Here is a 17,953-nt window from a genome sequence, read left to right as displayed (position 1 = left end):
ATGTGGGCTATAATTGAACAAATATTCCCTTACGCAATTGTTTTTACAATTCCACTTCTTATTACAGCATTAGGTGGTCTATTTAGTGAAAGAAGCGGTATCGTAAATATTGGTTTAGAAGGTTTAATGATTTCTGGAGCATTTGCGAGTGCAATAACTGTTAACTTTCTGCAAGATAGTATGTCTGGGTCAGCGGTATTATGGATTGGGTTATTAGTTGCTGTCGTGGTAGGGATTTTGTTTTCCTTATTACATGCATTTGCCAGCATCAACTTAAGTGCGGACCAAGTAATCAGTGGTACTGCCATTAACATGATTGCAATGGCTTTGACAGTTTTCTTAGCGAGAAATATTACTGGTAGTGGAAACATTCGTATTACCAGCGGTTTTACACCATTTGATGTGCCAATTTTATCTCAAATACCAATTATTGGGGATTTGTTATTTACAAAAACGTATGCAACAACTTGGTTTATTCTAGTAGTACTTCTCGTGAGTGCATTTATTCTAAACAAAACAAAATTCGGTTTACGTTTAAAATCTTGTGGAGAGTTTCCACAGGCAGCTCAAGCAGCAGGGATTAATGTTGTAAGAATCCGTTATATCGGAGTTATGATTTCCGGTGCATTATCTGGCTTAGGCGGAGCAATCATTATTTTAACATATGCAGGTGAATTCACCGGTTCCGTTTCAGGTCTTGGATTCTTAGCACTTGCTTCCTTAATATTTGGTCAATGGAGACCATTGGGAATCTTAGGAGCAACATTATTCTTCGGATTTGCCAGCACCATTGCGAACGTATCTCAAGTTATTCCTGAATTGGCCGTTATACCGCCAATCATTCTAAAAATCTTCCCATATGTAGTAACGTTAATTGCTTTAGTTATCTTCTCTAAATCTTCACAAGCACCTAAAGCAGCTGGAGAACCATTCGATCCAGGAAAACGATAATATGGAGCAAAACAGGTCTGGCTATTTAGTCAGCCTGTTTTTTTGTTTCCCTAGTGGTTTAAGCTTGTAAAATACAAGCCTGGCAAATTATAGTAAGAATAAGGGTTTATTACAATGGAAATGATGTAAAATAACCGGATGAATGTTTACATATATAATAAGTAGGTTTTAGAAATTTGAAGGAGGTCTTTTAATGGATTCAACTACTGAAAAAATTATCCCTATGCAAGGATACAAACTCCATGTCATTGAAACAGATAAATATAAAACGAATACATTTGTTTGGAAAATGAAAGCTCCCCTAACGAAGGAAGATGTTACGAAAAGGGCGCTGCTTCCTCAAGTGTTACAAAGCAGTACCTCCAAATACCCAACAACGACAGCATTGCGTTCATATTTGGATGAATTATATGGTGCTACACTTTTTATTGATTTAGCCAAAAAAGGGGAATACCATATTATAAGTTTCACGCTTGAAATCGCAAATGAGAAATTCTTAAGTGACACTACTCCATTGTTAAAAAGAGGATTCGAGCTTCTTTCAGAGGTTTTAACAAAACCCAATGTTTTAGGCAATGCGTTTGATCAAGATACAGTGAACAAAGAAAAGAGAACGTTAAAACAACGAATTCAATCCGTATATGATGATAAAATGCGCTATTCTAATGTACGTCTGCTGCAAGAAATGTGTAAAGATGAGCCTTACGCTCTTCAAGTAAATGGTGAAGCAGAAGATGTAGAAGCCATTACAGCTGAAACGTTATTCGACTATTATAATAAGGCATTTTCCGAAGACGAATTGGACCTTTATGTGATTGGCGATGTAAAGGGAGACGAGGTGAAAAGTCTTGCTGATGATTTACTGAAGTTTGAAGAACGCACCCCTAAAAAAATTGTGAATTCAGAACAACAGATAAAAGATAAAGTACAAGAGATAAAAGAAGAACAAGATGTCAAGCAAGGAAAATTAAATATTGGCTACCGTACAAATATTATTTATGGGGATTCCGATTATTTTGCACTTCAATTGTTTAATGGGATTTTTGGAGGATTCTCACATTCAAAATTGTTTATTAATGTCCGGGAAAAGGCAAGCTTAGCCTATTATGTATCAAGCCGGCTGGAAAGTCATAAAGGACTAATGATGGTCATGTCAGGAATTGACTTAAAGAACTATGACCAGGCAGTGGGAATCATTCGTGATCAGTTAGAAGCAATGAAAAAAGGCGACTTTACAGATCAAGAACTCGTTCAAACAAAAGCAGTGATTCGTAATCAAATCCTTGAAACCATTGACACATCAAGAGGGTTAACAGAAATACTTTACCATAACGTTGTTGCGGGCAAGGAAATTAAACTTGAACAATGGATAACAGATATGGAGAAAACAACAAAGGAAGAGATTATCGCTGTTGCGAATAAAATTAAATTAGACACCATTTACTTTTTAACTGGAACGGAGGCGGTAAAATAATGGAGAAAATTAACTTTGACCAGCTCCAAGAAGAACTTTACCATGAAAAGTTATCCAATGGTTTAAATGTTTATATATTACCAAAAAAAGGTTTTAATAAAACTTTTGCCACGTTTACTACGAAGTATGGGTCAATTGATAATAACTTCGTGCCATTTGGAAAAGAAGATTATGTAAAAGTACCAGATGGAATTGCCCATTTTCTGGAGCATAAGCTTTTTGAAAAAGAAGATGGAGACGTTTTTCAACAGTTTAGCAGGCAGGGTGCTTCAGCCAATGCCTTTACTTCTTTTACGAGGACTGCCTATTTGTTTTCAAGTACTTCGGATGTAGAGAAAAACCTGGAAACGTTAGTTGATTTCGTTCAAGATCCTTACTTTTCGGAAAAAACGGTTGAAAAGGAAAAAGGGATTATTGGTCAAGAAATCACCATGTATGATGATAATCCGGATTGGCGTCTCTATTTTGGGCTGATTCAAAATTTATATCAAAATCATCCAGTAAAGATTGATATCGCCGGGACCATTGAATCGATTTCCCATATTACGAAGGATTTACTTTATGAGTGCTACAATACCTTCTATCATCCGAGTAATATGTTATTGTTTATTGTGGGACCAGTCGATCCAGCTAAATTTATGGATCAAGTCAGAGATAACCAAGAGAAAAAAGATTACAAAGAGATGCCCGAGATTCAACGTAAGTTTGAAGATGAGCCGATTCAGACAGCAGAACAAAAACAAGTGCTGGAAATGAATGTGCAAACCTCTAAATGTTTAATTGGGATGAAAGCACTACATGTGGATCAAAGTGGTGCTGAGTTATTGAAAAATGAATTGACTATGAATGTTCTCTTGGATTTATTGTTTGGAAAAAGCTCTAAAAATTATAATCAACTTTATAATGAAGGACTAATTGATGAAACCTTCTCCTATGACTATACACAGGAACAAGGATTTGGCTTTGCGATGGTTGGCGGGGATACAGAGAATCCTGATAAACTTGCCGACCAGTTAAAAAATATGTTATTTGATGCTAAAAAAGGAACAACATTCACAGAAGAGCAATTAGATAGGGCAAAAAAGAAGAAAATTGGCGGATTTTTACGTGCTGTGAATTCCCCTGAATATATAGCAAACCAATTTACCCGATATGCTTTTAATGACATGAATTTATTTGATGTTGTTCCAACATTGGAAAAAATAACAATGGAGGATCTTAAATCAATGGCTTCAGAAGTTATATCGGAAGAACGTTTCTCAGTTTGCCAAGTAATCCCTAAAAAGTAAGAGAAAGCGTCGCTAGCCGGCGCTTTTCTTTTGGTTTAAAATGTAGGAAGTAAAATAGAAAGAGTGAAGCTAGTGAAAAAATACGCATTAATTACGGGAGCAAGCGGCGGGATCGGACAAGTGGTGGCGCTTAAATTAGCTTCTTTAGGCTATAATTTATATCTACACTATAATCAAAATGAAAGATCGATAAAGGAATTAATGGAAAAAATTGAACCCTTTGGCGGAGAATACATCTCTATTCAGGCAAATCTTGAGGAATCAGAAGGATATAAAAAGATTTGTCCGCACATCTTCTCCCTGGATGAAATTATTCATTGCAGCGGGAATACTCATTATGGTCTCCTCGTTGATTTAAAACCAGAGGAAATGGAATCATTAATGAGGGTACATGTGATGAATCCATTAATGATAACAAAAGAACTTCTGCCCAAACTTATTAAGAAACGATCTGGAAATGTAATATTTATTTCTTCCATTTGGGGTCAAACCGGGGCAGCATGTGAAGTTGCTTATTCGACTGCAAAAGGAGCGCAAATTTCTTTTGTAAAAGCTTTAAGCAAAGAGGTCGCACTAAATGGTGTGCGTGTGAATGCTATTGCACCTGGTGCCGTCGAGACACCGATGATGGGACAATTCTCTGAGGAGGATATACAGCTGCTGCAATTTGATATCCCCATGGGCAGGCTGGGTCTTCCAGATGAAATAGCAAATGGAGTGAAATTTTTACTATCAAATGAGTCCTCGTATATTACTGGCCAAATCCTTTCCATTAATGGCGGCTGGTATACATAAATTATACATTTATATTCGTGAATAAAATCCCCCCTTTCATTGCAAAATAACACTGTACAACTATAAAGGAGGGTTTAATATGTCTGTTTTAGATAACTGGAAACAATGGGAAGACTTTCTTGCTGATCGACTTCATCAAGCACAAAACGAAGGGATGAGCGAAGGGGCCATAAGTGCTCTAGCGTTACAAATTGGTGATTATTTAGCTGAGCAAGTAGAACCTAAAAATGAGCAAGAGCGAATCCTCGCTGATTTATGGTCTGTTGCAGATAAAGAAGAACAGCAAGCAATTGCAAATATCATGGTGAAATTAGTACAAAATAATGGCAGTCGCTAAGAGAGAGGGTTCACCTCTCTTTTTTTTGCTTTTTGAAAGCAAAATAGATTAAATAAGTATTGAACTTGTTTTTGCTTTCATCTTCAATCAAAATCATATATTATTATGGATAGATAAGGGATTGAAAAATTTGTCGTTTTAACTGAGGAGGTTTTTTATGGAGAAGAAAGAGTGGTATTTAGAATATGAGATTCAGAAAAACCGTCCTGGGTTGTTGGGCGACATCTCATCTTTACTCGGAATGCTGTCCATTAATATTGTTACGATTAATGGTGTAGATGAAGGACGACGTGGTTTATTAATCTTAGCTAAAGATGATAATCAAATTAAACGGTTAGAGTCAATTTTAAATACAATGGACACAATAAAAGTAATTAAGATTAGGGAACCAAAACTTCGGGACCGGCTGGCAGTACGCCATGGACGTTACATACAACGTGATGCAGATGATAAGAAGACATTTCGATTTGTTCGGAGCGAACTTGGTGTATTAGTTGATTTTATGGCTGAATTATTTAAGCAGGAAGGTCACAAGCTGATTGGTATTCGAGGAATGCCAAGGGTTGGAAAAACAGAGTCAGTGGTTGCAGCGAGTGTATGTGCCAATAAGCGCTGGTTATTTGTTTCCTCCACGCTTTTAAAACAAACCATTCGTAATCAACTCATTCAGGATGAATACAATGAAAATAACTTGTTCATACTTGATGGCATTGTCTCAACAAAACGTGCAAGTGAACGTCATTGGCAGCTTGTGCGTGAGATTATGCGTTTACCTGCAGTTAAAGTAGTTGAACACCCGGATATCTTTGTGCAAAATTCTGAGTATACACTAGATGATTTCGATTATATTATCGAGTTAAGGAACGAGGCAGACGAAGAAATTACATACGATATTGTCGACCAAAATAACTTATTCTCTGGCTCGGATTTTGGAGATTTTGGATTTTAATTAATTGGAAGGTGTTAATAAGTGACTGAATTAGGTAATCGACTAAAAGAAGCGCGATTAGCCAAAGGATTAAGCTTAGAGGATTTACAGTCAATCACGAAAATTCAAAAGCGGTATTTGATAGGGATTGAAGAAGGCAATTATTCTAGTATGCCCGGAAATTTTTATGTTCGCGCTTTTGTAAAACAATACGCTGAAGCGCTGCAGCTTAACCCGGATGAAATTTTTGAAACATATAAGAATGAGATTCCGGCAACTCACAATGAGGATTTACCAGAACAATTATCAAGAGTAAAAACGCGAAAGTCAGTAACGGAGGGATCCTCTAAAATTTTTGATATTATTCCGAGGATTTTAATCGGGGTCTTTATTGTTGGGGCTGCTGGTTTACTGTATTATTTCTTTGTTAATAACGTTGGAGACAAAGCCAATGACTTAGTTAATAAGGAAAATGAACCGGTAAAATTTGTACGCTCTGAAAATCTAGACAAAGCAGATGAGAAAGAAAAAGAAGATGCACAAGAAACAGAAGATAAAAAGAATAATGACCAAAAGAATGATGACCAAAAGACTAATGAGGAAACTCCGGTTGTAGAAGCCCCGAAACAAGAATTAGCAGCTGTTCAAAATAGTGGGAAAAACTCTACATATGATTTAAAAAATGCAGAAAAATTTGTTGTTAAACTTGTTTCAACTGGGCAGACATGGGTCAATGTTAAAAATAGCAGCGGTCAATCCAAGTTTCAGGGGTTATTATCAACCACTGGTACACCAAGTGCAGAAGTAGATTTAACGGGCGATACCAAAGCCGTCCTTGTTATTGGCAGGGCGGTCGATACAGAGATTTATGTAAATGACCAAAAGCTTGAGTATGCTATCGCACCTACTGATGTGGTTCAACAGAACATTACGATCCAATTTGTTCCGAAGAACGAATAGTCATCAAGTGATGACTATTTTTCGTTCTAATAATACCTGGAGGCAAAAATAATGAATGTACCAAATCAAATAACGATATCAAGGATACTATTAATTCCAATTTTCTTGATAATAATGCTAGTTCCCTTTGATTGGGGAAATATGCATTTGCTGGGAGCTGACCTTCCGGTAACTCATTTTGTCGGAGCATTAATATTTATTTTTGCATCTGCGACGGATTGGGTAGATGGCTATTATGCCCGAAAATATAATCTTGTTACGAATATGGGGAAGTTTCTTGACCCGCTTGCTGATAAATTACTTGTTTCTGCTGCACTGGTTGTCCTTGTTGATCTTGGATATGCAGCCTCTTGGATTGTGATTGCAATCATCAGCAGGGAATTTGCTGTTACAGGTCTTCGTCTCTTGTTAGTAGAGGGTGGAGAAGTGGTAGCTGCCAATAACCTTGGGAAAATTAAAACCTGGGCACAAATAATCGCAATTTCAGCTCTTTTATTACATAATATTATTTTTGAAATGATTGGGTTTCCATTTGATGATATAGCATTGTGGGTTGCATTAATTTTTACAATCTGGTCTGGATGGGATTACTTTGCAAAAAATATGCATGTTTTCAAAAATTCTAAATAGAACTTGGGGTAATGGGTGATGAATGCAGAAATTATTGCTGTTGGTTCTGAATTACTGCTGGGTCAAATCGTTAATAGTAATGCACGGTTTATTTCACAACAACTTGCAGGACTAGGTATTAATGTTTTTTTTCATACAGTAGTTGGTGATAATCCGGATCGATTAAAGTCCGTAATAGAAATTGCGGAAATGCGTTCAAATTTGATCATTTTTACGGGAGGACTAGGGCCGACGAAGGATGACTTAACGAAGGAAACCATTGCTCGGCATTTAGGGAAAAATCTTGTAATGGATCAAGAAGCATTAGAATCTATTGAACTTTATTTTAAAAAGGGAAATAGAATAATGACTGAAAATAATAAGAAGCAAGCTCTTGTTTTAGATGACTCTACTATCCTGCCAAATCATCATGGGATGGCACCTGGTATGATGATAGAGAGAGGTAACTGCATATATATGCTTTTGCCAGGCCCTCCGAAAGAAATGGAACCAATGTTTTTACACTTTGGTACTGCGGCTTTGTCCAAACAAGTAAAAATAGATGAAAAAATAGTTTCAAGAGTTTTAAGGTTCTTCGGAATTGGAGAGGCTGCGCTGGAAACGGAAATCATTGATTTAATTGATAGACAAACAAATCCAACGATTGCCCCGCTGGCTGCAGACGGAGAATGCACGTTACGGCTGACTGCGAAGCATCAAGATTTGCAAATAGCAGAAGATATGCTTGATGAAGTAGAGGGTAATATTAAAGCTCGAGTAGGGCAGTTTTTATATGGGTATGACAATACCTCGTTAGTGGCTGAATTAATGCAAGTCTTAAAGGAAAAAGAATTAACGATTTCTGCTGCAGAGAGTTTAACAGGCGGATTGTTTCAACAGGAGCTAACGAGTGTTCCAGGCGTAAGTTCTGTCTTGAAAGGCGGCGTGGTTTGCTACACGAATGAGGTTAAGAAGAATGTTTTAAAGGTGAAGCCTGAAACCATTGATACATATGGAGTTGTCAGTCAAGAGTGTGCAAAAGAACTGGCTGAAAATGTTGCGGCATTGGTATCTACGGATATCGGGATTAGCTTCACGGGTGTTGCTGGACCAGCCGAGCTTGAAGGCAATCCTGTTGGAACAGTGTACATCGGGATTTCGATTAAAGGAAAACAAACAGTCGTTGAAAAGCTGGAACTTGGCGGATCGAGAGAGGCAAACCGAAGTCGTTCGGTAAAATATGGCTGCTATTATTTATTAAAGCAATTACAAGAATCACAGAAAGCTTAACTAAGCTCTCTGTGATTTTTTCATTGAAATTAAAAGCACAGAATATAGAAGAAAAAGCTTAAATCAACTAAAAAGTATTCTTAAAAGATATATTTGTCTGGGGCAATTACCTATTTTTACATGACTATCAGCAGTAAAAAAGTCGAATGAATGTTCGTTTTTTTACTGTACAAATGTCCAAAAAGAGGTTATATTATTAATAGGATTTAAATAATAGATTTTGGCTATTAACTTTTTGGTTTATATATAAGGGAGGAACTAGTAGTGACTGATCGTAAAGCTGCCTTAGAAATGGCGCTAAAACAAATTGAAAAGCAATTTGGAAAAGGTTCCATCATGAAAATGGGGGAAAAAACAGACACAAGGATTTTAACAAGTCCAAGTGGCTCATTAGCCCTTGACTCAGCTCTTGGAGTGGGTGGATATCCTAGAGGAAGAATTATTGAAATTTACGGACCTGAGAGCTCAGGTAAAACAACTGTTGCCCTGCATGCAATTGCAGAAGTACAAGCAGCAGGCGGACAAGCAGCATTTATTGATGCTGAGCACGCACTTGATCCAGCGTATGCACAAAAGCTTGGAGTAAACATCGATGAGTTATTGTTATCCCAGCCAGACACTGGAGAACAAGCGCTAGAAATCGCAGAGGCACTTGTACGAAGCGGTGCAATTGATATTCTAGTAGTCGATTCCGTTGCAGCCCTAGTTCCAAAAGCAGAAATTGAAGGAGAAATGGGAGATTCTCATATGGGTCTTCAAGCACGCTTGATGTCGCAGGCACTCCGCAAACTTTCTGGTGTCATTAACAAATCAAAGACAATCGCAATCTTTATTAACCAGGTTCGTGAAAAGATTGGTGTCATGTTTGGTAATCCCGAGACGACACCTGGTGGCCGTGCGTTAAAATTCTACTCTACGATTCGTGTTGAGGTACGTCGTGGAGAAGCATTAAAGCAAGGTACTGACGTGGTTGGAAACAAAACAAAGATTAAGGTTGTAAAAAATAAAGTCGCTCCTCCATTCCGTACAGCTGAAGTGGATATTATGTATGGTGAAGGTATTTCTAAAGAGGGCGAGATCATTGATATTGGTTCTGAATTAGATATCGTTCAAAAGAGCGGTTCCTGGTATTCATATAATGAGGAAAGAATTGGTCAAGGACGCGAAAATGCTAAGACTTTCTTAAGAGAAAATCCAAGTATTCGTCTTGAAATTCAGCAAAAAATCCGTGAACACTACGGATTAGATGGCGAAAAGATTGTAACTGAAGCTGATGACGATGAGCAGTTTGAATTAATCGACTAACATTAAGAGCAAAGCCTGTTTAGGTTTTGCTCTTTTTAGTAAAATGAATAATTATTCCTGAACTTGTATTTTTATTCAATCTAAACAACATCAAACTAATTGTTAAAATATGAACAAAGTCTAAATATTTCCAAAAGCTATCTGGAGTTACCCTTGACAATGATTATACACACATTTACAATTAACATGTATATTTTACATTTTTGTTAATATTACAATGAAAAGCTTGGTGCTTGCTGTATGTTGAACAAAACCAATATACATGCCGACACTTAAAAAGTGTAACAAAAAAGTTCATAGCAAGAGGAGGTGTAACGATGGACACTATTACTATCATCTCCATTTTGCTTGGCATTATCGTCGGTGCCGTTGTTGGCTATTTTGCTCGTAAATCCATTGCTGAGGCAAAAATAGCAGGTGCAAAGAATGCTGCAGAGCAGATTCTTGAAGATGCAAAGCGAGACGCTGATTCAGTGAAAAAAGAAGCTTTGCTTGAGGCAAAGGATGAAATTCACAAGCTTCGTACAGAAGCCGAACGTGAGGTTCGTGAACGAAGAAATGAACTGCAAAAACAAGAAAACCGTTTACTGCAAAGAGAAGAGAATTTAGATCGAAAGGATGAATCGTTAAATAAACGAGAAATTCTATTAGAAAAGAAGGATGATTCTCTAAACCAAAGACAACAGCATATTGAACAGATGGAAAGCAAAGTGGACGAGCTGGTACGAACACAACAAACTGAACTTGAACGTATTTCGAGTTTGACTCGTGAGGAAGCTAAATCCATCATTATCGATAAAATGGAGCAGGAATTAACCTATGACACTGCGATAATGATTAAGGAAAGTGAAAACCGCGCGAAAGAGGAAGCTGACAAGAAAGCGAAGGAAATTCTATCGCTAGCAATCCAGCGTTGCGCTGCTGACCATGTTGCGGAAACGACTGTATCTGTAGTCAACCTTCCAAATGATGAAATGAAAGGTCGTATTATAGGCCGTGAAGGAAGAAATATCCGTACACTAGAGACACTTACTGGAATTGATTTGATTATCGATGATACCCCAGAAGCTGTTATTCTATCAGGATTTGACCCAATACGTCGGGAAACTGCTCGATTGGCACTTGAAAAGCTAGTCCAAGACGGACGAATCCATCCCGCACGAATTGAGGAAATGGTTGAAAAGTCTCGTCGTGAAGTGGATGAGTATATCCGTGAAGTGGGTGAACAAACGACCTTTGAGGTTGGTGTTCATGGATTACATCCGGATCTTATCAAAATCCTTGGACGCTTGAAGTTCCGTACAAGTTACGGTCAAAACGTTCTTAAGCACTCAATGGAGGTTGCTCAGCTTTCAGGCTTACTAGCAGCTGAACTTGGCGAGGATGAAACGCTGGCACGCCGTGCAGGTTTACTACATGATATCGGTAAGGCAATTGATCATGAAGTAGAAGGCAGCCACGTAGAAATCGGTGTAGAGCTTGCGACTAAATACAAGGAACACCCAGTAGTTATCAACAGTATCGCATCTCACCATGGTGATACGGAGCCAACATCAACTATAGCCGTTCTAGTGGCTGCTGCTGATGCATTATCAGCTGCAAGACCTGGAGCTCGTAGTGAAACTCTTGAAAACTATATCCGCCGTTTAGAAAAGCTGGAAGAGATTTCTGAGTCCTATGATGGTGTTGAGAAATCCTTTGCGATTCAAGCTGGTCGTGAAGTCCGGATTATCGTAAGACCTGATGCAGTTGATGATTTAGCTGCTCATCGTCTGGCTAGAGATATTCGGAAACGAATAGAAGAAGAGCTGGATTATCCAGGACATATAAAAGTTACAGTCATCCGTGAAACACGGGCTGTGGAATACGCAAAATAAAGCGGTGCAAAAGCACTGCTTTATTTTTTTGCGGAGTAGACATACGATTAAAAAAGGTAAAGTGTGATACAATTTATAGTAAATATTGCTTTTGAAAGGGATAACAAATGAACTTATTATTTATTGGTGATGTTGTTGGCTCACCTGGACGAGATATGGTCAAGGAGTATGTGCCGAAAATTAAAGAAAAATATCGACCTAATTTTACAATTATTAATGGTGAAAATGCAGCAGGAGGCAGGGGAATAACAGAAAAGATTTACAGAGAATTTTTGGGTTCTGGTGCCCAGGCTGTAACACTGGGAAACCATTCCTGGGACAACAAGGAGATTTTTGAATTTATTGATTCAGCAAAAAATATGGTACGACCCGCTAATTTTCCTGAAGGAACTCCAGGTAAGGGTTTAGCATTCTTTAAAGTCAATGACATAGAAGTGGCTGTTATCAATTTACAGGGCCGAACCTTTATGCCACCATTGGATTGTCCTTTTAAGAAGGCTGATGAATTATTGGAAATGGCACAGGAGAGGACCCCATTTATTTTTGTGGATTTCCATGCAGAAGCAACAAGTGAAAAACAAGCAATGGGCTGGTACTTAGACGGAAGGGTTTCTGCTGTGGTAGGTACCCATACACATGTGCAAACCGCTGATAGCCGTATATTGCCTAACGGCACAGGTTATTTAACGGATGTAGGAATGACAGGTCCGTATGATGGAATTCTCGGGATGGAAAGGGATGCTGTCATCACTAAATTTCTTACAAGCCTTCCAGTCAGATTCGAAGTCCCTAAAACGGGTAGAACCCAGCTTAGTGGAGTCTACATGGAACTTGACAGGAAAACTGGTAAATGTAAAAAGATGGAAAGAATTTTAATAAATGAAGATAATCCTTGGTATTCTTAACCTTCCGCTATGGAAGGTTATTTGTTTTTTATTGATAAATAGTCACTTTTTTTGTCCAAGCCGGAATATGTCATTTGAAAAATGAATATAGTAGCAGTGGAATCTTATATACCTGATTTGTTCATGAAACTGCTCATGCCAGGATCGGGATTATACAAGGGGGAGCTAGGAATGGAAATATTAAAAGTTTCAGCAAAATCTAATCCTAATTCTGTAGCTGGTGCACTTGCTGGAGTTCTGCGTGAAAGAGGTGCAGCAGAAATACAGGCGATTGGTGCAGGTGCATTGAATCAAGCTGTTAAGGCAGTAGCGATTGCAAGAGGGTTTGTAGCACCTAGCGGAGTAGATTTGATTTGCATCCCTGCGTTCACTGATATTCAAATTGATGGTGAAGAACGCACGGCCATAAAGCTTATTGTTGAACCCAGATGAAAGAGATAGAATCAATGAAGTGAAACAAGATAATTAAACAAACTTTTACCTGCTTAAACTGTAAGCAGGTATTTTTATATACAATTTATATAAAGAATGTTATTCTAATATAAATGAAAACGTTTTCTGTAATAAAATTTTAAAGTAATATATTTTATTAGATTTAATAATAAATCGCGTAATAACAACGTTTAATGTCAATTTTATCGTGGGATATGCAGCTTTCTTAAATGTCAATTTTTATAATATAAAAAAATATTCATATTTTAGACAATATTTCGTCTGAAAGGGTTGCAATTTTTGGTTTAGAGGTCTAGAATTGTAAGCGTTTAGTACATCTTCTAGTTTCAATTGATTTTGTCTTTAAAGCTTTAAAAGGCTAAATTCTAGTGAATTACTCGGAATTGTGCTACACTATTAGTGATTTATAAAATATATTTTTTACATATCCAAAGGGGTGTAAGTCATGATCAATCAACTTTCGTGGAAAGTTGGCGGACAACAAGGGGAAGGTATTGAAAGTACGGGGGAAATATTTGCTATTGCATTGAATCGCCTCGGTTATTACTTGTATGGTTATCGTCACTTTTCATCTCGTATTAAGGGCGGTCATACAAACAACAAGATTAGAGTTAGTACGACTGAAGTTCGTTCAATCTCAGATGATCTTGATATTCTTGTCGCTTTTGACCAAGAAACTATCGATGTAAATTACAAAGAGCTGCATGGAAAAGGTGTAATCCTTGCAGATGCGAAATTCACGCCAAAGAAACCAGAGGATACCGAAGCTTCATTGTATGCGGTTCCATTTACGGAAATTGCTACTGAGTTAGGGACATCTTTAATGAAAAACATGGTAGCGATTGGTGCAACTTCTGCCGTTTTAGATCTTGATATTCAAGTGTTTGAAGAAGTAGTTCAAGAGATTTTCGGTAAAAAAGGTGCACAAGTCGTTTCAAAAAACATGGATGCAATTAAAGCTGGATTTGATTATATGAAAAAACAGCTTGTAGATGGCATTGAAATTATGGAACTTGAAAAAGCTGATGGCAAGAAGCGTATGTTCATGATTGGAAATGACGCGATTGCATTGGGAGCTGTTGCAGCAGGCTGCCGTTTTATGGCTGCTTACCCAATTACACCAGCTTCTGAAATAATGGAATATTTAATTAAAAAACTTCCTGCTCTTGGAGGAACAGTTATTCAAACAGAAGACGAAATTGCTGCTTGTACAATGGCGATTGGTGCAAACTATGCTGGTGTTCGTACAATTACTGCATCTGCAGGTCCTGGACTATCATTGAAAATGGAAGCAATTGGTCTCTCAGGTATAACTGAAACTCCTCTAGTGATTGTTGATACGCAGCGTGGAGGTCCATCTACAGGATTACCAACAAAGCAAGAACAGTCAGATTTAATGGCAATGATTTATGGAACACATGGAGAAATCCCTAAAATTGTTATGGCTCCAAGTACTGTAGAAGAAGCATTCTATGATACTGCTGAAGCATTTAACCTGGCTGAAGAATATCAATGTCCAGTTATCATTCTTTCAGATCTTCAATTATCTTTAGGCAAACAGACTGTTGAACCTTTAGGTATGGATAAGGTTGAAATTAGACGTGGTAAGCTGGTTGCAGGTGAAATTCCTGACAGTGAAAATAAAGCTTATTTCAAACGCTATGAAGTTACCGAAGATGGAGTTTCTCCACGTGTAATCCCTGGTATGAAAAATGGTATTCACCACGTAACAGGTGTTGAGCATGATGAAACTGGTAAGCCTTCAGAATCAGCTGCAAATAGAATTGCACAAATGGACAAGCGATTCCGTAAAATTGAAAATATCCGCTTCAACACACCTGTTTACAAAAATGCAAAGCATGAAGATGCTGACATTTTACTAGTTGGATTCAATTCAACAAGAGGTGTTATTGAGGAAGCAATGGTACGTTTAGAGAATGATGGATTGAAAGTAAACCATGCACATATCCGTTTAATTCATCCATTCCCAACGGACGAAGTGCTGCCGCTTGTTCGTTCAGCAAAGAAAGTTGTGGTTGTAGAAAACAATGCAACTGGACAATTAGCAAACATTATGAAAATGAATGTTGGTCATGCTGAAAAAATTATTAAACATGTAAAATATGACGGTAACCCGTTCCTACCACACGAAGTATATACAAAATGTAAGGAGTTGTTCTAATCATGGCCACTTTTAAAGACTTTAGAAATAATGTAAAACCGAACTGGTGCCCTGGCTGTGGCGACTTCTCTGTACAAGCGGCAATGCAACGTGCAGCAGCGAATGTAGGTCTTGAGCCTGAAAACTTAGCTGTTATTTCTGGTATCGGATGTTCTGGTCGTATTTCTGGTTATATTAATTCATATGGTTTCCATGGTATTCATGGTCGTTCATTACCAATCGCACAAGGTGTGAAAATGGCAAACCGTGATTTAACAGTCATCGCTTCTGGTGGTGATGGTGATGGTTTTGCAATCGGTATGGGCCATACCATTCATGCAATTCGTAGAAATATTGATATTACCTACGTAGTTATGGATAACCAAATCTATGGATTAACAAAAGGGCAAACGTCTCCTCGTTCTGCTGCCGGCTTTAAAACGAAATCATCGCCGCTAGGTTCGATTGAGCAGCCAATTTCACCAATGGAGATGGCTTTAACTGCTGGAGCAACGTTTGTTGCGCAAAGCTTCTCTACAGATTTGAAAGATCTTACTGCTTTAATTGAAGCTGGTATTAAACATAAAGGATTTTCTTTAATTAACGTATACAGTCCTTGTGTGACTTATAATAAGGTTAACACTTATGATTGGTTTAAAGAGAACCTAACAAAGTTAAGCGATATTGAAGGTTATGATCCTTCAAACCGTGAAAATGCTATGCAGACATTGATGAAGCATAATGGTCTAGTTACTGGTTTGATTTATCAAAACACAGAGCGTCAATCTTACCAGGAATTAATTAATAATTACTCTGAAACTCCATTAGCACACGCTGATCTAAACCTAGATCAAAATTATTTTGATAAATTAGTCGGCGAGTTTATGTAATAGGAATTGGAAAAATCCCGTAGTAGACGACTACGGGATTTTCTATTGTTTTCAAGCCTTTTAACCTTTATACTATAATAATGTGCGGATGTGTGGAAGATTCATTTCTTATTCACTAGTACAGGAAAAAATTTACTTTTCTAATATTCATAGACAGTAATTTGACTGAAAGGAGATTTTACTTATGAATGAAAAACAACGTGTAGAAGCCAGGCAAATCGAACCTGCTAATTCTTCGGACAAAAAATCCGCCAAGGATTACAGTAAATATTTTGAGCAGGTAATAACTGCACCTTCCTTAAAAGATGCAAAAAAGCGTGGAAAAGAAGAAGTAAAGTATCATAACGATTTCTCTATTCCTGAGGAGTTTCGCGGCTTAGGAGAAGGGCGCAAATTTTATATCCGTACCTATGGATGTCAAATGAATGAGCATGATACTGAAGTGATGGCAGGGATCTTCCTGGCATTAGGATATGAGCCGACAGATTCTACAGAAGATGCAAATGTTATTCTCTTAAATACATGTGCAATTCGTGAGAATGCTGAAAATAAGGTATTTGGTGAACTAGGACACTTAAAGCATTTGAAGACAGAAAAGCCAGATTTACTCATTGGTGTTTGCGGCTGTATGTCCCAAGAAGAATCCGTTGTTAATAAGATATTAAAAACCTACGATCAGGTGGACATGATTTTTGGTACACATAACATTCACCGTCTGCCAAATATTCTACATGAAGCTTATATGTCAAAAGAAATGGTTGTAGAAGTATGGTCTAAAGAAGGGGACGTAATCGAAAACCTTCCAAAAGTTAGACGTGGTAATATTAAAGCCTGGGTTAATATTATGTACGGCTGTGACAAATTCTGTACCTATTGTATTGTTCCGTATACACGTGGTAAAGAACGAAGCCGCCGCCCTGAAGAGATCATCCAAGAGGTACGTCATCTAGCCGCACAGGGCTACCAGGAGGTTACACTCTTAGGTCAAAACGTAAATGCATATGGAAAAGATTTAGAGGGTGTGAACTACGGCCTGGGTGAACTTATGGACGAGCTGCGGAAGATTGATATCCCGCGTATTCGATTCACAACAAGTCATCCTCGTGATTTTGATGACCATTTAATTGAAGTCCTTGCAAAAGGCGGTAATCTAATGGATCATATTCACCTGCCTGTACAATCTGGTTCCACAGATGTTCTTAAGATAATGGCTCGTAAATATACAAGAGAACAATATCTAGAGCTAGTGAGTAAAATCAAGGCAGCAATTCCAAACGTTGCATTAACCACAGATATTATCGTTGGTTATCCGAATGAAACAGACGAACAATTTGAAGAAACATTATCTTTATATCGTGAAGTTGGGTTTGAACTTGCTTATACGTTTATTTATTCACCACGTGAGGGTACACCGGCAGCGAAAATGCAGGATAATGTCCCAATGGAGGTAAAGAAAGAACGTTTACAGCGTTTAAATGCTCTGGTTAACGAACTTTCTGCTGAAGCAATGAAGAAACATAAGGGTCAAATTGTTGAAGTTCTTGTAGAAGGGGAAAGCAAGAATAATCCAGATGTGCTTGCAGGATATACATCTAGAAACAAACTTGTGAATTTTGCTGCACCCAAATCAGCAATTGGTAAAATTGTAAAAGTAAGAATAACCGACGCAAAAACATGGTCATTAAACGGAGAAATGGTGGAAGAACTAGAACCAGTTGAGGTGAAATAA

General features: G+C 37.8%; 16 protein-coding genes. All 16 read left to right on the top strand.

The features are described 5' to 3' along the window. The 16 genes from H0184_RS01185 to miaB all read left to right on the top strand — a co-directional run bounded on the left by H0184_RS01185 (position 1) and on the right by miaB (position 17,953). Complete coding sequence (locus H0184_RS01185) at positions 1-951, top strand: ABC transporter permease (RefSeq protein ID WP_221819956.1); 951 nt, start codon at positions 1-3, stop codon at positions 949-951. 193 nt (positions 952-1,144) lie between these two features. Further along, positions 1,145-2,425: an EF-P 5-aminopentanol modification-associated protein YfmF gene (gene yfmF / locus H0184_RS01180; RefSeq protein WP_221819955.1), complete on the top strand. Its 1,281-nt coding sequence runs from the start codon at positions 1,145-1,147 to the stop codon at positions 2,423-2,425. Continuing rightward, positions 2,425-3,714, top strand: a complete 1,290-nt coding sequence (gene yfmH / locus H0184_RS01175) for an EF-P 5-aminopentanol modification-associated protein YfmH (RefSeq protein WP_221819954.1) — start codon at positions 2,425-2,427, stop codon at positions 3,712-3,714. The genes yfmF and yfmH overlap by 1 nt, the downstream gene beginning before the upstream one ends. Positions 3,715-3,786: 72 nt before the next feature. Further along, positions 3,787-4,509, top strand: coding sequence for an elongation factor P 5-aminopentanone reductase (ymfI, locus tag H0184_RS01170; RefSeq protein WP_221819952.1), 723 nt, complete (start codon positions 3,787-3,789; stop codon positions 4,507-4,509). A gap of 79 nt (positions 4,510-4,588) precedes the next feature. Beyond that, complete coding sequence (locus tag H0184_RS01165) at positions 4,589-4,846, top strand: DUF3243 domain-containing protein (protein ID WP_034676717.1); 258 nt, start codon at positions 4,589-4,591, stop codon at positions 4,844-4,846. Positions 4,847-5,003: 157 nt separating this feature from the next. Then, positions 5,004-5,795: a DUF3388 domain-containing protein gene (locus tag H0184_RS01160; protein ID WP_221819950.1), complete on the top strand. Its 792-nt coding sequence runs from the start codon at positions 5,004-5,006 to the stop codon at positions 5,793-5,795. Positions 5,796-5,816: 21 nt separating this feature from the next. Next, a complete protein-coding gene (locus H0184_RS01155) occupies positions 5,817-6,734 on the top strand; it encodes a helix-turn-helix domain-containing protein (RefSeq protein WP_221819948.1) in 918 nt (305 codons plus the stop codon). Positions 6,735-6,785: 51 nt separating this feature from the next. Next, positions 6,786-7,364, top strand: coding sequence for a CDP-diacylglycerol--glycerol-3-phosphate 3-phosphatidyltransferase (gene pgsA, locus H0184_RS01150; RefSeq protein ID WP_221819946.1), 579 nt, complete (start codon positions 6,786-6,788; stop codon positions 7,362-7,364). 18 nt (positions 7,365-7,382) lie between these two features. Next, positions 7,383-8,633 (top strand): competence/damage-inducible protein A, encoded by a 1,251-nt coding sequence (locus H0184_RS01145; protein ID WP_221819945.1) that lies wholly within the window; start codon positions 7,383-7,385, stop codon positions 8,631-8,633. 264 nt (positions 8,634-8,897) lie between these two features. Further along, the gene (gene recA, locus H0184_RS01140; protein ID WP_221819943.1) at positions 8,898-9,938 is read left to right on the top strand and encodes a recombinase RecA; all 1,041 of its coding nucleotides are present in this window, start codon (positions 8,898-8,900) and stop codon (positions 9,936-9,938) included. Between the two features lie 317 nt (positions 9,939-10,255). Beyond that, a complete protein-coding gene (gene rny / locus H0184_RS01135) occupies positions 10,256-11,815 on the top strand; it encodes a ribonuclease Y (protein WP_221819942.1) in 1,560 nt (519 codons plus the stop codon). Between the two features lie 107 nt (positions 11,816-11,922). Further along, positions 11,923-12,720, top strand: coding sequence for a TIGR00282 family metallophosphoesterase (locus H0184_RS01130; RefSeq protein WP_221819941.1), 798 nt, complete (start codon positions 11,923-11,925; stop codon positions 12,718-12,720). A gap of 171 nt (positions 12,721-12,891) precedes the next feature. Further along, positions 12,892-13,152, top strand: a complete 261-nt coding sequence (gene spoVS / locus H0184_RS01125) for a stage V sporulation protein SpoVS (RefSeq protein WP_003181955.1) — start codon at positions 12,892-12,894, stop codon at positions 13,150-13,152. A 466-nt stretch (positions 13,153-13,618) separates the two neighbouring features. Continuing rightward, complete coding sequence (locus tag H0184_RS01120; RefSeq protein ID WP_221819940.1) at positions 13,619-15,355, top strand: 2-oxoacid:acceptor oxidoreductase subunit alpha; 1,737 nt, start codon at positions 13,619-13,621, stop codon at positions 15,353-15,355. A gap of 2 nt (positions 15,356-15,357) precedes the next feature. Beyond that, entirely contained in the window at positions 15,358-16,224 is an 867-nt protein-coding gene (locus H0184_RS01115; protein ID WP_221819939.1) for a 2-oxoacid:ferredoxin oxidoreductase subunit beta, read from the top strand. Between the two features lie 184 nt (positions 16,225-16,408). Then, entirely contained in the window at positions 16,409-17,953 is a 1,545-nt protein-coding gene (gene miaB, locus H0184_RS01110) for a tRNA (N6-isopentenyl adenosine(37)-C2)-methylthiotransferase MiaB (RefSeq protein WP_221819938.1), read from the top strand.

Origin of the sequence: Neobacillus niacini (assembly GCF_019749295.1) — a bacterium.
Taxonomy (GTDB): Bacteria; Bacillota; Bacilli; order Bacillales; family Cytobacillaceae; genus Neobacillus; species Neobacillus niacini_D.
Note: the sequence above shows the minus strand (reverse complement) of the source record. Positions and strands in the feature narration are given on the sequence as shown.